14 protein-coding genes are annotated in these 13,946 nt (G+C 34.6%); 6 read left to right on the top strand and 8 right to left on the bottom strand.

Annotated features, from left to right (window positions below; all coding sequences use genetic code 11):
• Positions 1-139: 139 nt before the first annotated feature.
• Together HMPREF0014_RS11740 and HMPREF0014_RS11745 are read left to right on the top strand one after the other, a co-directional pair.
• Positions 140-1,036 carry a LysR substrate-binding domain-containing protein gene (locus HMPREF0014_RS11740; RefSeq protein ID WP_002050172.1) on the top strand — a complete coding sequence of 299 codons (897 nt, stop codon included), beginning with the start codon at positions 140-142 and terminating at the stop codon, positions 1,034-1,036.
• Positions 1,037-1,273: 237 nt separating this feature from the next.
• On the top strand, positions 1,274-2,170 hold the full coding sequence (locus HMPREF0014_RS11745; protein ID WP_004887299.1) for a LysR family transcriptional regulator: 897 nt from the start codon (positions 1,274-1,276) through the stop codon (positions 2,168-2,170).
• 60 nt (positions 2,171-2,230) lie between these two features.
• Here the strand turns inward: HMPREF0014_RS11745 and HMPREF0014_RS11750 are convergent, their stop codons facing one another.
• From HMPREF0014_RS11750 to HMPREF0014_RS26230, 6 genes are all read right to left on the bottom strand, one after another.
• Positions 2,231-3,403 carry a thiolase family protein gene (locus HMPREF0014_RS11750; RefSeq protein WP_004887297.1) on the bottom strand — a complete coding sequence of 391 codons (1,173 nt, stop codon included), beginning with the start codon at positions 3,401-3,403 and terminating at the stop codon, positions 2,231-2,233.
• A 65-nt stretch (positions 3,404-3,468) separates the two neighbouring features.
• A complete protein-coding gene (locus HMPREF0014_RS11755; RefSeq protein WP_006580924.1) occupies positions 3,469-4,878 on the bottom strand; it encodes a TIGR00366 family protein in 1,410 nt (469 codons plus the stop codon).
• A 115-nt stretch (positions 4,879-4,993) separates the two neighbouring features.
• Positions 4,994-5,635, bottom strand: coding sequence for a 3-oxoacid CoA-transferase subunit B (locus HMPREF0014_RS11760; RefSeq protein WP_020992227.1), 642 nt, complete (start codon positions 5,633-5,635; stop codon positions 4,994-4,996).
• A 1-nt stretch (position 5,636) separates the two neighbouring features.
• Positions 5,637-6,341 carry a CoA transferase subunit A gene (locus tag HMPREF0014_RS11765; protein WP_004887294.1) on the bottom strand — a complete coding sequence of 235 codons (705 nt, stop codon included), beginning with the start codon at positions 6,339-6,341 and terminating at the stop codon, positions 5,637-5,639.
• 244 nt (positions 6,342-6,585) lie between these two features.
• Positions 6,586-7,467: a LysR family transcriptional regulator gene (locus HMPREF0014_RS11770; RefSeq protein ID WP_004887293.1), complete on the bottom strand. Its 882-nt coding sequence runs from the start codon at positions 7,465-7,467 to the stop codon at positions 6,586-6,588.
• Positions 7,468-7,614: 147 nt separating this feature from the next.
• A complete protein-coding gene (locus HMPREF0014_RS26230; protein WP_004887292.1) occupies positions 7,615-8,004 on the bottom strand; it encodes a hypothetical protein in 390 nt (129 codons plus the stop codon).
• A gap of 183 nt (positions 8,005-8,187) precedes the next feature.
• Here HMPREF0014_RS26230 and HMPREF0014_RS11780 point away from each other — a divergent pair, with 183 nt between their 5' ends.
• Together HMPREF0014_RS11780 and HMPREF0014_RS11785 are read left to right on the top strand one after the other, a co-directional pair.
• Positions 8,188-9,015 (top strand): RsiV family protein, encoded by an 828-nt coding sequence (locus tag HMPREF0014_RS11780; RefSeq protein ID WP_006580923.1) that lies wholly within the window; start codon positions 8,188-8,190, stop codon positions 9,013-9,015.
• 97 nt (positions 9,016-9,112) lie between these two features.
• Positions 9,113-9,529 carry a hypothetical protein gene (locus HMPREF0014_RS11785; RefSeq protein WP_002050243.1) on the top strand — a complete coding sequence of 139 codons (417 nt, stop codon included), beginning with the start codon at positions 9,113-9,115 and terminating at the stop codon, positions 9,527-9,529.
• 372 nt (positions 9,530-9,901) lie between these two features.
• On the opposite strand, the gene HMPREF0014_RS11790 is transcribed toward HMPREF0014_RS11785, so the two are convergent.
• A complete protein-coding gene (locus tag HMPREF0014_RS11790) occupies positions 9,902-10,165 on the bottom strand; it encodes a hypothetical protein (protein WP_006580922.1) in 264 nt (87 codons plus the stop codon).
• A 229-nt stretch (positions 10,166-10,394) separates the two neighbouring features.
• On the opposite strand from HMPREF0014_RS11790, the gene HMPREF0014_RS11795 reads away from it, so the two are divergent.
• Complete coding sequence (locus HMPREF0014_RS11795) at positions 10,395-10,838, top strand: BLUF domain-containing protein (protein ID WP_004708845.1); 444 nt, start codon at positions 10,395-10,397, stop codon at positions 10,836-10,838.
• A 136-nt stretch (positions 10,839-10,974) separates the two neighbouring features.
• Here the strand turns inward: HMPREF0014_RS11795 and bla are convergent, their stop codons facing one another.
• The gene (gene bla / locus HMPREF0014_RS11800; protein WP_006580921.1) at positions 10,975-11,829 is read right to left on the bottom strand and encodes a putative subclass B3 metallo-beta-lactamase; all 855 of its coding nucleotides are present in this window, start codon (positions 11,827-11,829) and stop codon (positions 10,975-10,977) included.
• 669 nt (positions 11,830-12,498) lie between these two features.
• On the opposite strand from bla, the gene HMPREF0014_RS11805 reads away from it, so the two are divergent.
• On the top strand, positions 12,499-13,920 hold the full coding sequence (locus HMPREF0014_RS11805) for a GntP family permease (RefSeq protein WP_004887284.1): 1,422 nt from the start codon (positions 12,499-12,501) through the stop codon (positions 13,918-13,920).
• Positions 13,921-13,946: the final 26 nt, after the last annotated feature.

The following is a 13,946-nucleotide window of genomic DNA, read 5'->3' on the forward strand; positions in this document are numbered from 1 at the left end:
TCAGCACTAAAACGTTTGGCCATTTCTTGGATCTCCAAAGTTAACGTTACGTTATCTTTAGAGGGAAGTACTGTCCATTATTTTGGCTAGGATCAAATATCAATTAATAAAATTACAAATCTAAAAGGGAATAGATAAGATGAATTTAGAAGTCCGTTGGGTAGAGGATCTCCTCACATTAGAACGTGAACGTTCGATTTCGAAAGCAGCCGAGAAAAGATTTATTAGCCAGTCTGCATTTACTCGAAGAATTCAACAAATTGAAGAAATGATTGGTGCTGAAGTCATTATTAGGAACAACAAAAACAACATCGAATTTACAGATATTGGCCGAATTTTATTAGTGATGTCTAAGAATATTGAAAAACAGGTAGAGGAGACCGCAAAACTTATTAAAAATATTAAGAATGAGACTGAATCTACCATTCGTTTCTGTGTGGTTCACTCATTAGCTTCAGGTTTTTTAACAACATTTTTAAAGAAATTTCCTACTCTTATTCGTGATTTAAAAATTGAAATTGTCGCAACGAATAGTGGAGAAGGCCTATCTTTGTTAAAAGAAGGCGCCTGTGATTTCATGATTTGCTATGCAGATAAAAGCAATATTAGAAAAGTTGGAGATGATATTTTAAGTGGTATTAAAATTGCTGAAACGGTCATTGTACCGGTTTCTGCAACTGAACCCGACCATAGCCCAAAACATACAATACAAAGTAACTTTGCTCTACTAGCGTATAGTAAACACGCATACTTAAGAAAATTAGTGGACCAACTTATTGAAGGTAAGCTCGTATATAAAACGTTATATGAAACTGATAATGCCACCAATTTAAAAGAGCTGGTTTTACAAGGTCTAGGGGTTGCTTGGATTCCGAAAATTAATGTTGAAGAAGACCTTGCAGCTGGGAAATTGGTTATTTTAGATCAGCAAGAATATTGCCTTGCTCAAGATATTTATATTTTCAAAAATAATTTGAGTGATAATAAATCGGTACAACAAATATGGAATGGTTTTAAAGCCCAGCAAGAACTATAACGCATACTCATTCAAAGGGTGAAGTACACGATATTTATATATAAATTAAGCAAATAAGTAGATTATGCTTGGGTCTTTATGATGAAAGGCATGATAAAGCATTGCCCCTCGTCTGAATTCTTTGCTAATTTAGAGTAAAATTCAATAAGTCAAAAGTAGGGTAGAAGAATTTTTCTATCATTTATAACTGCTTTTGAACTTATTTCAATGGATTATTAAGTCCAAGCGGAGACAATTTTGTTTGATCTAGACAGTAGATTATTAAATATTTTTTATCATATTTATCGGTTCAAAAGTGTTTCAATGGCTGCAGATGCTATTGGTCTAACACAGCCGAGTGTAAGTAACGGTCTAAACAAAATTCGTCAACATTTTAATGATCCTTTGTTTATTCGAGTCGGCAATGAAATGATTCCGACCGAACTGGCAAAGCAGATTTTTCCTCTGATTAGTGAAGTTATTGATAAAGTTGAAAGTATTAATAACTTTAATGTGAACTTTGATCCATTGACATCAGACCAGCTGTTTACGATTGCAATGACTGATGTGTCACATTTGGTTTTACTGCCTCAGTTAACCAACTATTTAAAAGAAAAAGCACCTCTCATCCGTTTAAATATTAGACCTATTACGCCAGAAACCAGCTATCAAATGGCAAATGGTGAAATTGATTTGGCGATAGGTTTCTTACCACAATTAGAAGAAGGTTTTTATCAGCAGAAGTTTTTTCGTCAACACTATGTTGTGATTAGCTCAAAAAGCCATCCGCGTTTAGATCCAAATAATTTTACTTTAGAAGATTATATGCGCGAATATCATATCGATATTGATGCAGGTATCGGGCATTATCACATTAAAAATGAACTACAAAATAAAGGGTTGGATCGAAATATTTTAATTCGTTTACCAAGTTACTTAGGTGTAGGTCTAGTCGTTCAGGAAACAGATGCGATTGCCACTGTTCCATATTATTTAAGCCAAGTTTTATTGGTTAGAGAGAACTTACAAATTTTACCTGCACCGCTTGATTTTCCAACTTATGACGTTAAGCAACATTGGCATATGTCTTGTCACCATAAGAGTAGCCATAAATGGTTCCGTCAAACTTGTTATGAGCTATTTAAAACAGCTTAGGAATTTTACTTATAAAAAAGAAGATGTAAGAAAATCCTTACACCTTCTTATAATTTTGAATTAAATTTCAATCGCAACGGCCGTTGCTTCACCACCACCAATACATAGAGCCGCAACGCCTTTCTTTTTACCTAAGCGTTTTAGTGCATAAATAAGAGAAAGGATAATTCTTGAACCCGTAGCGCCAATTGGATGGCCTAATGCACATGCACCACCATGGATGTTCACTTTAGCTTCATCAATACCTAGTTCATGAATTGGTGCCATTGCCACCATTGCAAAAGCTTCATTAATTTCCCAAGCATCTACTTCATCAACAGACCAACCAGCACGCTCAAGTACTTTCTGAATTGCACTAATTGGAGCAATTGTGAATTCGCTTGGATGCTGAGAGTGCGTCGAAGTTGCCACAATTTTTGCTAAGGTATTTAACCCATGGCTTTGAGCATATTCTTCAGTGGTTAGTACTAATGCAGCAGCACCATCAGAAATCGAGCTTGAGTTAGCGGCTGTAATTGTACCGTCCTTGCTAAAAGCAGGGCGTAAAGTTGGAATTTTCTCAAGATTTGCTTTTAATGGTTGCTCATCTTGATCAACAACTTCAACACCTTTGCGGGTTTTTACTTCAACAGGAACAATCTCTTCTTTGAAATAACCTTCCGTAATCGCAGTTTGCGCTTTTTTAAGTGAAGAAATTGCAAAGTCATCCATTTGCTCACGGGTAAAGCCTTTGGTGTTTGCCATGTCTTGCGCAAAAGAACCCATTAAACGACCTGTTTCTGCATCTTCAAGGCCATCTAAAAACATATGGTCCTTAATTTCACCGTGTCCCATACGATAACCACCGCGAGCTTTAGGCAAAATATAAGGTGCATTTGTCATAGATTCCATGCCGCCAGCCACAATAATATTGGCACTGCCTGCTTTTAAGGTATCTGATGCCATTAACACCGCTTTCATTGCAGAGCCGCAAAGTTTATTAATGGTCACAGCTCCGACATGATCAGGCACACCAGCTTTACGCATGGCTTGACGAGCAGGACCTTGACCAATACCAGCACTAAGTACGCAACCGAAAATCACTTCATCTACTTGTTCAGGTTTAACACCTGCACGTTGGATCGATTCACGGATGACAGCAGCGCCAAGTTCTGGAGCAGTTAGAGAAGATAAACTACCCTGAAAACCACCCATTGCAGTACGGCTACCTGAAACTATAACAATTGAACTCATCTTAATATCTCTTATTGGTTTATTTGCTAAATTTGCCTTTAGCCTAAACTAAAGGCGCCACTAAATTAAAAAGTTGGAGGGGTATAGCTGAGCGTTCTACCAAAGAACCACAGCAAGAATAAAACTAAAGGAAAATGCACAACGAGCTGAGTCACTGTAAAACCAATCACATCTTTTGCTTTTAGTTTTAAAATGCCTAACATTGGAAGCATAAAAAATGGATTGATTAAGTTTGGTAAAGCTTCGGCTGCATTATAAATTTGTACAGACCAGCCCAAATGAACCTTTAAATCATTTGCTGCTTGCATAACATATGGGGCTTCAATAATCCATTTTCCACCACCTGACGGTACAAAGAATCCAAGTACCGCAGAGTAAACTCCCATTACAATCGCAAAGGTTTCTTTTGATGCGATTGAAACGAAAAACTCGGCAATATAATGTGACAGCGATAAGTCTTGGCTATTTAAAGCTTGGGTCATAATAAATGCAATACTTCCGTAAAGTGGAAACTGAATTAAAATTCCTGATACGGCTGGAACTGCTTTTGCGACAGCATTTAAGAAGTTTCGTGGTGTGCCATGTAAAGCTAAACCAAGCATTAAAAACACAAAGTTGTATGTATTTAAGCTTGAAATCGCAATAATTGGATTACTTTTTGAAAATTCAAAAAACATCCAGATTAAGCCTAAAGCCACCACAATAATCGTTAAAATAGGTGAGTTTTCTAACCAGTCGCCTGGGCGTGTCGATTTTTCCTCATGTGGTTTGTCTTCTTCAAACTGCACATCAAAACTATCAATTGTTTTAACATTATTACCTTTTGGAGCTGACCAGTAAGCAATTGCAATTGAAACAATCACCAAAATAATGGTCATAGCAATTGATTGCCAAAGGAAAATAGTTTCGGTAAATGGAATAACACCAGTCAGGTTATAAATTGACTCAGGTAAACTGGTTTTATTGGCTTGAAGCTGTGCTGCTGATGAACTAATTCCAAGCGCCCAAGTTGCTCCCATACCAATGATTGCGGCTGCCGCAGCAGCACGATAATCCATATTCAGCTCTTTACGTTTTGCTAATGCAATTACTAAAAGTGCAGTAAGAATTGTACTAACAGCCCAATTCACCAGAGAAATTAATAAGCTTACAGTTGCTACTAAAACAATAGCACCACGACCAGAATTTGGAATACGTGCCATTTTTTGGATCAGGAATTTTACGGGCTTAGATACAGAAACGACATAACCTACAATAATGAGCATCGTCATTTGCAGGGTAAAGGGAATAAGACTCCAGAAGCCATTACCAAATGAAGTGGCCACATCGTGGATTGGGGCGCCAATAGCTAAAGCAGCGACAGAGACAATAATGACGCCAAGCAGAGCAAAAATATATGAATCAGGAAACCATTTTTCAGACCATTCACTAATCCGAAGTGCAAATCTTTCAAAAATTCCTTGCTGTTTTTCCATAACTGAAAAATCCTTCTCGTTCTTATTTATAAACAGCACATCCGGTGCTTAAAAGGGTTAAGACCCAAGCTCACTTACTAACTTGAGTCTTGTACAGCTAACTAAATCTTAGAATTTACGCAACTAAGGTTTTATAAAACTCAACACCTGTAGCAGCTTGAATTTGTTCGAGCGTAACATCTTTAGCTAGTTCAATGAGCTCTACACCTTGTGGCGTAATATCCATTACACCTAAGTCTGTAATCACGCGATGAACAACACCTTTACCTGTTAAAGGCAAACTACAGCTTTTCACGATTTTTGGTGTACCGTCTTTTGCACAGTGTTCCATTAGAACCACAACTTTTTGGACACCAACAACCAAGTCCATTGCACCGCCCATACCTTTGACTTTCTTACCCGGAATCATCCAGTTCGCTAAGTCACCTTTTTCAGAAACTTCCATCGCACCTAAAATTGCAATGTTGACATGGCCACCACGAATCATGGCAAAAGATTCTGAGCTTGAGAAAAAGGCTGCACCAGGACGAGCAGTAACCGTCTGTTTCCCGGCATTAATTAAATCTGCATCAACAGTTTCTTCGGTTGGAAACTCACCAATACCTAATAAGCCATTTTCAGATTGAAGCCAAACATTAATATTTTCAGGAATATAATTGGCAACAAGAGTAGGTAAGCCAATACCTAAATTGACATAAAAACCATCTTCAAGTTCTTTTGCAGCACGTTGTGCCATTTCATTATGTGACCAAGCCATTTTATACTGCCTCCGTGCTTAAAGTTTTATGCTCAATACGTTTTTCAGGTGATGCATTTAATACGATGCGGTTTACATAGATACCTGGCAAGTGGATTTCATCTGGATCCAATTCACCAATTTCAACCACCTGTTCAACTTCCGCAATTGTAATTTTTCCAGCCATTGCACATTCAGGGTTAAAATTTTGAGCAGTTTTACGAAAAACTAAATTACCTGCCTTGTCTGCCTTATATGCTTTAACAAGAGCCACATCTGCTGTTAACGACTCTTCTAGAATGTAGTTCTTGCCATGAAAAGTACGTTCTTCTTTACCTTCGGCAATGAGTGTACCTACGCCAGTTTGTGTGTAAAATGCAGGAATTCCAGCGCCTCCTGCACGTAACTTTTCAGCTAAGGTACCTTGTGGAGTTAGTTCAACTTCTAGTTCACCATTTAAATACTGGCGCTCAAATTCTTTATTTTCACCAACATAAGAAGAGATCATTTTTTTGATCTGTTTGGTTTGAAGCAAAATACCTAAACCAAAATCATCTACACCTGCATTATTAGAAATACATGTGAGACCAGTCACGCCACTTTGCTTAACTGCAATAATCAGTTTTTCAGGAATTCCGCATAAACCAAAACCGCCTACAGCAAGTGTTTGATTATCTGCAATAACATCTTTCAGTGCTGCCTCTGCATTGGCATAAACTTTATTCATTCTGTTGTTTTCCTATATCCCTTAGTAATTTAGTTTTAGCATCACATTTTGCGTTATAGAAGTTAATTTTTTTAAAGGATTAATAAGTATAAACAATGAATGGTATCAAACTCTCAACAAAAAAAAAGTTTTACACTGAGCAAAAAATGTTAAAAACTGATTGCAATATACTGAAAAATATAATAATTAATAAATTTATTTTAAACGTGTGCTTAATTCATCTTAAAAGACAGTCTTTAATTTTTTAAAATTTATATTGAACCAGTGCTTCAATAAATTGAGCAGAAATATTTGAAATTTCAAAGTTCTTTTTATAAACAATTCCTACTGTTTTATGAATGGCTTCATCTTTTAAATCAATCAGTACGTTATGTTCCTTATCAACGTGTTTGGCAAAATGTCTTGGAATTGCACTTACTCCAATACCGTAAGCCACAAAACTTGAGAGTGATGAAATTTGATGACATTCCACTTTTAAATCGAGCGTTATATTATTTCGCAAACAATTTTGCTCCACTAAATATCGAACAATTGAAGGTTTCTGTAAGGTCACAAATGGGTTTGAACAAAGCTCATGCCATGTAATAGAAGATGATTGAGCAAGTGGATGAGTCTTTGGCAATAGAGCCAAGAAATCTTCTTCAAATAGGGGTTTAAACTCTAAACCTTCGGTGAGATCTGGTTCAAAACAAATACCAAGCTCAAAAATACCATCCTGAACTTTTTCTATAATGGTCTCATTTGGAATATCGTGAATTGAAAAATTAAGATTGGGGTGAAGTGCTAAAAACTGGTGAATTACTTCAGGCAAAATTGCGTGAGTCACAAAAGGCATAGATGCAATACTTAAAGTTCCCCGATTAAGCTTAAAGCGTTGTTTGACATCATTTTCCATTTCATCCCAATTGGCGAGTAATTTTTTTGCATACGGAATGAGGGATTTGCCTTCTTGGGTAAGCTCAACACGGCGTGTATTACGGTTAAACAGTTTACCGCCTAACTCTTCTTCTAAACTTTTGATGGTGAGACTTAAAGCTGATTGGCTTAAATGTAACTCTAAAGAAGCATTGGCATAGTTGAGTGTACGTGCAAGGGCTAAAAAAGCTTTTAGTTGTTTAAGCGTCATTTCTTTCCTTTAAATTACTCAACTTACCTAGAAGAGTAATTTATACGAAAATTTGCCTAAAATGATGTTTTTTGACAAAAAATTATGAAAAAGAATGATCAAATTCTTACTTAATATGGAATAAGCAATAACTATTAAAAATACTAGCTACTTTAGTAAGTCGTTCCAGCAAAATTCATCCTTATTATTTGCAAAATATATGAACATGCCAATTAGATGAAAAAATAAATAACACATCCAAATTTTTTGAGGGGCAACTTTCAAACCCTCTAATAATATAGTTATAGAATAGATAGTGATCATAAACGTAAAAAAGATAATATAGGTCGTACTTACTATCAATTTATGTTTTGGTGCTAATTGAGCAATTTTATATCCAATCAAAATTTGCATTCCCCAATTTATAATAAGTGTAATTATAGTCATAAGTAATTTTGGTGCATTTAAGCTTTCTAAGGAAACTTGTTCAATTAGGAAAATAGTTTGCCACAGTACAAACATCCCCAAAGGATACAATATAAATTTAATCCACATCATATTTTGTTTTCTTATCAATATCTTACTTCACTATTGTATTAAATAAATATTATTTTTTCAAAATTTATTTTCAAAAAATATCAACATATAAAGTCATTCTAATTTCAATTAATATATCTATGAATTTTTAAATTCTTTAAAATTTAATTTAAAAGATAAATAAATTATGTAAGGGTATAATTGATGAATAAAACTATTCTTGGCTTAATGGTAGTACCACTTGTATTGAGTGGATGTATAAAAAAAGCAGAGGAAAAACCAACAGAAAAAATGGAAAAAACCTCTACTATAAAAGCAACTGAACAGCCACCAAAAGAAGAAAATATAATTCCTGCTATGCTAGTACGTAATTTTCTTGTGAAGTTTCAACAACCCAAAATTTGTGCTCCAAATCCAGATGTTGATGGAATTGTATGTACCTCTAAAGAAGCGATTGCACTTAAAAGTAATATTGAATGGATTGATCAAGTAATCGATAAGGAAATCCGTAAAGATTATGCAGATGCTCTTATACCTCCTTCAGAAAAGCAAAAGCAACTAAATCAAACCCAAGCTGAAGGGTTTAATAACTGGTCACAGAATGTGGTTTATCGCTTTAATGGACAGTTTGGTCAATATGTGCAAATTTCGAAAGTAAGTTCAGAATATTCTGGCGGGGCTCATGGTATAGCAACTTTTGAAGATTATATTTTTGACTTAAAAAGTAAAAAACGCATTGAATTAAAAGATATTGTTATCAATGGAAAGATGAATGCGCTTAAAGAAGAATTGTGGAAACAATACGGATATTGGTGTCAAGAAAAAGATATGCAGCCTTATATTAGTAAAGAAGACTTTAAAGTAAGTGAAAATTTCTATATTAATCAATCAGGCGGGATTACATTTGATTTTCAGCTTTACGAATTGGCTCCATATGCCGCAGGTCCTGTGAGTTTAGAACTCTATGATACAGATCAACTGATAAAATCAGATTTTTTACCGCCAATGCCTACTTTAAAAACTGAACTGTAGAGATTCATAATAGTTTGTAAATTGATTAAACCACCTTCGGGTGGTTTTTATTATTCTTAACTGTTAAATTTAACTCATTATTAAAGTGGATAATATCATGAAAAAGATTATTTTTTTAGGATTAGTTTTGAGTTTAATTGGGTGTTCAACAAGTCCTGTTGTTTCAAATACAGCGAAACCAATACCTAATGAGAGAGTGTATAATCAGAATTATTTAAAGAAACACACTCCTGAACAAGCAAAAGTTACGTTCTTAAGAGATAAAGGTTTTTTGGGTTCTGGCTGTACTCATGATATTTATGTTAATAATGAAAAGGTATTTTCAATTCGCTCAAATGAAATAGCTACAATTTATCTTGAGCCTAAATATTATATTTTTAGATTAGAAACTGGTGCAGGGATGTGTCCTAATATTGCAACTTCTCAAGAAACAGAAGTCAAACCTGGGGCAGAGATCGAATATCGAATCTTACTTCCATCTGACTTTAACTTAAGACTAACTCGAATGAAATAAGAGATTAAAAATCTCTACGCCAATGAGTTAATTAAAGTTAATATTCATTAAGTTTTGATTAAACCCACTCATTATTAAGTGGGTTTTTTCTTAATTGAACTAAGAATCATTAACTGCTTTAAAATTATTATTACGGAATATTTTTGATGAAAATTCCTATAAATAAAATTTTCTTTATCGTCTGATTAAGCAGCTGTGTGCTGTAGGGACAATCAGTTAATGGTTTTTTAAGTCCAGAAGGAGCTCTCACTGGCTTAATGGTTACACCCTAATTACGTACGCTAAATTAATAATTTTACACTAGACAATGTTTTGAAAAGCTCACTTTCGGGAGCTTCTCTATTAATTAAAATTAGTTAAAGAAAGTTTTGATCACGAATATCTTAATTTGGTTTTCTTTGTCAAAATCTTAATAATCTTAAAGACCTGATTATTCAGCTTTAGTTTTTGATGGACGGTTGCACTGTCGAGTTGATCCCACAGCTCAAATGGAAAAAACTCTGAGCTATGATCAAATACCCATAACCATTGGTAGCTATGGTTCAGTGTATGAGTATCAAAACGAACATCTTGAACTTTGACAATCTTAAGCTGTTTATGGTGTTCGTCTTGAAGAATAATTTCATGGTTCTCCATTAGACCGCCACAAATTAAAAAACAGGTTTTAAGTGTACTTGAAATAAGATTTTCTGGTTAATTGGTTAGGTTGGCATTCATTTACAAAACATTTCTACTTGTTAAAGTTTGTCATTTTCAAAATGATAATAATCTTTACTCTTGAAATACAAGGTTTTAAGTAGGTTGCATTGTAAGGCTTATATCTAAGTGTCAGAATGCAGTTGACATTTATCTTCGAGTTATCGCTATGAGTTTAATAGGCTTTATGTATGCAAGTAAAACCAATAGTGAACATAGTCAAATAAAACAAGATTTAATTGATATCCTCACAGAAGCAGTCAAATTCAACTCTCAAAATGACATTACTGGTGTGCTTTACTATGGTAATGGATACTTCTTACAATACTTAGAAGGGGAGAAAGAACAAGTTGAGACGCTATTTTATAAATCAATTTTGAAAGATTCGAGACATCAAAACTGCGAAATCATCTTTTTGGAACCGTCCGAACAGCGGTTATTTAAACATTGGAGTATGAAATTTGCGCCTATAAATACCAAAATAAAAGATTTCTTTTTTCATCATCATGTTGATGAGTTTAATCCGTATTTACTTAACACTAATTCAATCCCATCTTTTATTGAATTACTTGTAGATCAACCCAATTTGAAAGCGGATCAATATCAAGTTTAACCAAAAATATATTTTTTGATTGGATATAGATCCAAAAAGAAAATGTTGAAGGGTGATGATATTAAAGTTTCTAAAAAAGCCCTGCACAATCAGGGCTTTTAAATTTATATTAAATCTAAATAGTACTATTTTACATTTACGGCTTACTACTAACTAATGATTTTTCAAATGCCATTTCTGCATCTTTTACAATAGCAGAAAGTTTTTCTGGTTGAATAAATGCATTAACTTGACCTGCATCTTTGCGCGCTTTATTTCCCATAACATCTGCAACTTCTGGATGGCTAGTAAGCACAATGTCTGCCTTCATATTTTTTAAACGCTTAAAACTCTGACGATAATCTTCTACAATATTTGGATATTGATGATTATTTTGTAAAACATTGCCAGCAACAGAGAGACTGCAAGGGAAAACAACATTTAGATTCTTACCATTAGATTTAACTTCAGTTGACCAAGTTGTACAACCCGGAGTATGGCCTGGGGTAAGAGTAGCTTTTAGTTTTAATTTCCCTAGTTTAACTACTTCTCCATCGTGAATGACTTTATCAACTTTAACTGGAGTAAAAGGAATACTTTGGAAGGTGTTTTCACCTATTGGTTTTCCTATTTCTAAAGCCTTAACATCCTGCTGCATAGCAATTAATTTGGCGCCAGTGTCTTGTTTAATGCGGGCAAGTGCACCTACATGGTCCCAATGAGCATGGCTTGTAACCATAATTTTTACATCTGATAACTTAAAACCCAATTTTTTAATATTCTGCTCTATTTGCTCTGTATTTTCCGGAAGACCTGTATCTATCAATAAAGCTTGATGATCAGAGGTCAATAAATAGGTTCCAAGACCGTGAGTACCTACATAGTATATATTTTCAGTAATTTGGAATGGCTGAGTATTTTGCGTCCAGTCATCAGGTAACTTTAATGGTGTAGCTGAGGCAGATAGAGAAGTCAGCAATATACTTCCTGTAAACAATATCTTTTTCTTCATCTTTATTGGACTCGTAGGTTGGTCGCAGTAATTAAAGTTTTATATTTTAACGCCTTTGCTATAATTAGACCCTAATTTATTCATAAAAAAATATGACCATTCATTAAATTTTTATGTGTTTATGTTTGTTTTTCATTCATTCTTACTGATAAGTCATTTCAGAACCAGTCTCTTTAAAAAGCCTTTGGCTCAATCTATAAATAGCTCTCAAAAAATTCAAATTAATAAATTAGTAAAGACTAGTTTTTAATGTAGGGAGGATAGCGATTTGATGTTTAAGATACAGCTTTCTCACTATTTTCTTAAGATTAAATTATGAAAATCTACTAAATTATTTTAAAAAATATATTATTTAATTGTCTTTACTAAATAATATGAAATTATTAATTTAATTTACTCAATAATTAATAAGTTTTATAAATTAATAATGGCTTTTAAATAATTTGTTTTACTAGAAGATTTATATAAGTACCTGTATTTTATTGATATTTTAAAATTTAAATAAATTACATTGTTTTTAAATATTTTAGTGATATTTTATTTTTAAGCTCATTTATCTATTACCAATCGTGGATATTGTGATTTTTATCATTTTAGGTTTGGGATAACCTAAATATCTTTTGGTAATTTTATTGAACCTAATATCTATTCTTTAGGGAGAAAGAATATATGTGGGAATTATTTGTAATTCTACTTTCGCTTGGGCTGTTAATGTATACAGCTTACAAGGGCTTTTCTGTCATTCTCATGGCACCAATTTGTGCCTTACTTGCAGTTTTACTCATTAACCCAGCCAATGTTTTACCGTTTTATTCGGGTGTCTTTATGCCCAAAATGGTGAACTTTATTAAAGATTACTTTCTTGTGTTTTTGCTCGGGGCAATTTTTGGTAAAGTCGTTGAAATGTCAGGGATTGCTGAGTCTATCGCTCGAACCATTGTGAGATGGATTGGCGCAAAAAAAGCAATTTTAACGGTTGTATTACTAGGTGCAATTTTAACATACAGCGGTGTTAGTTTATTTGTTGCTGTATTTGCCATTTATCCTTTTGCCAATCAGTTATTTAGACAAGCGAATATTCCAAAACGTTTAATTCCGGGGACCATCGCGCTGGGTGCATTTACATTCACTATGGATGCATTGCCAGGTACGCCACAAATCCAGAACGTAATTCCAACCACTTTTTTTGGTACCAATATTTATGCCGCACCATTTCTAGGAATTATTGGTGCTATTTTTGTTCTATGCATGGGTTTAAGTTACTTAGAATGGCGTCGCCGCGCTGCTGCAAAAGCGGGGGAAGGATTCTCTGGTTTTGGTATAGACAATACACCGTCTCAAGAAGTTGAAGCTGATATGAACTTGCAAAATAATGGAAGTTCGGCTCGTCAGTTTCTAGCATTTGTACCGCTCATTCTTGTTGCAGTAATGAACAAATATTTATCTAAAGCAATCAAAGAATGGTATCCAAATGGCTTTGATTTTGCCTCAGTTGGTCTAGCTGATTACACCGTAGATGTTGCGAAAACTGGTGCGATATGGGCGGTTGGACTTGCGCTCATTGTAGGGATTATTACTGCAATTTTGTTTGATTACCAACGTGTAGTAACGAACTTTAAAGAAGGTATTAATGCGAGTATCGGCGGCTCACTTTTAGCCGTGATGAATACGGCTTCTGAGTACGGTTTCGGTGCCATTATTGCGTCATTACCGGGCTTTGCCATGATTAGTCATGCAATGAGCAGTACTTTTACAAATCCTTTAGTAAATGGGGCGGTGACGACAACTGTTTTAGCAGGTATTACCGGTTCAGCTTCTGGTGGTATGAGTATCGCTTTAAGTGCGATGGCTGAACATTATAACGCCGCGATTTTAGCTGTGGGTATTCCACCAGAAGTTATGCACCGTGTAGTTGCGATGGCGTCAGGTGGTATGGATACCTTACCGCACAATGGTGCTGTCATTACTTTACTCGCTGTTACAGGTTTAACCCATAAACAATCGTATAAAGATATATTTGCAGTTACGGTAATTAAAACATTAGCAGTATTTGTGGTGATTACGGTCTTTACCGTAACGGGTATTGTTTAAATCAGCACGTTATAAGTATTAAGGAG

This window comes from Acinetobacter sp. RUH 2624, from assembly GCF_000162375.2.
GTDB lineage: Bacteria > Pseudomonadota > Gammaproteobacteria > Pseudomonadales > Moraxellaceae > Acinetobacter > Acinetobacter nosocomialis.

Excerpts from the sequence above, each read along its gene's own strand:
- HMPREF0014_RS11765 (WP_004887294.1), bottom strand. The coding sequence starts at position 6,341 with ATGAATAAAGTTTATGCCAATGCAGAGGCAGCACTGAAAGATGTTATT.
- HMPREF0014_RS11750 (WP_004887297.1), bottom strand. The coding sequence starts at position 3,403 with ATGAGTTCAATTGTTATAGTTTCAGGTAGCCGTACTGCAATGGGTGGT.
- bla (WP_006580921.1), bottom strand. The coding sequence starts at position 11,829 with ATGAAGAAAAAGATATTGTTTACAGGAAGTATATTGCTGACTTCTCTA.
- HMPREF0014_RS11785 (WP_002050243.1), top strand. The coding sequence starts at position 9,113 with ATGAAAAAGATTATTTTTTTAGGATTAGTTTTGAGTTTAATTGGGTGT.
- HMPREF0014_RS11795 (WP_004708845.1), top strand. The coding sequence starts at position 10,395 with ATGAGTTTAATAGGCTTTATGTATGCAAGTAAAACCAATAGTGAACAT.
- HMPREF0014_RS11805 (WP_004887284.1), top strand. The coding sequence starts at position 12,499 with ATGTGGGAATTATTTGTAATTCTACTTTCGCTTGGGCTGTTAATGTAT.
- HMPREF0014_RS11740 (WP_002050172.1), top strand. The coding sequence starts at position 140 with ATGAATTTAGAAGTCCGTTGGGTAGAGGATCTCCTCACATTAGAACGT.
- HMPREF0014_RS11755 (WP_006580924.1), bottom strand. The coding sequence starts at position 4,878 with ATGGAAAAACAGCAAGGAATTTTTGAAAGATTTGCACTTCGGATTAGT.
- HMPREF0014_RS11760 (WP_020992227.1), bottom strand. The coding sequence starts at position 5,635 with ATGGCTTGGTCACATAATGAAATGGCACAACGTGCTGCAAAAGAACTT.
- HMPREF0014_RS11780 (WP_006580923.1), top strand. The coding sequence starts at position 8,188 with ATGAATAAAACTATTCTTGGCTTAATGGTAGTACCACTTGTATTGAGT.
- HMPREF0014_RS11790 (WP_006580922.1), bottom strand. The coding sequence starts at position 10,165 with ATGGAGAACCATGAAATTATTCTTCAAGACGAACACCATAAACAGCTT.
- HMPREF0014_RS26230 (WP_004887292.1), bottom strand. The coding sequence starts at position 8,004 with ATGATGTGGATTAAATTTATATTGTATCCTTTGGGGATGTTTGTACTG.
- HMPREF0014_RS11770 (WP_004887293.1), bottom strand. The coding sequence starts at position 7,467 with ATGACGCTTAAACAACTAAAAGCTTTTTTAGCCCTTGCACGTACACTC.